The sequence below is a fragment of the Mesorhizobium sp. WSM4898 genome (assembly GCF_029625845.1).
Taxonomy (GTDB): Bacteria; Pseudomonadota; Alphaproteobacteria; order Rhizobiales; family Rhizobiaceae; genus Mesorhizobium.
The window spans coordinates 1-254 of record NZ_JARTVQ010000049.1; the positions used below are offsets into that span (position 1 = coordinate 1).

Genomic DNA, 254 nt, shown 5'->3' on the forward strand with positions numbered 1-254 from the left:
TCCGACATCCGCCCCGCCATCGAGAAGATGGCGCCGCGCTTCGGGAAAGCACTCCTCGGCGCGGCGGCCGGACAGGCATTCGACGAGGCGACCGGGAGCAGCTGGGGCAAGGTGCTCGGCGGCGGACTCGGCCTCAACGTCTTCACGTCTCCGTTCGTCAAAAAGGCGATCGGCAACATCCTTCAATCGCCGCGCGTCCAGCGCGCAGTGTTGCTGAAACTCGCGCCCATGTTCGAGATGGCGGCCGGCGCGGT

General features: G+C 67.3%; 1 protein-coding gene. It reads left to right on the top strand.

All coding sequences use genetic code 11. The annotated features are described in order from the left end of the window. Nucleotides 1-27: 27 nt before the first annotated feature. On the top strand, nt 28-254 hold a 227-nt coding region (locus P9228_RS30900; RefSeq protein ID WP_278057064.1), incomplete at its 3' end, for a hypothetical protein.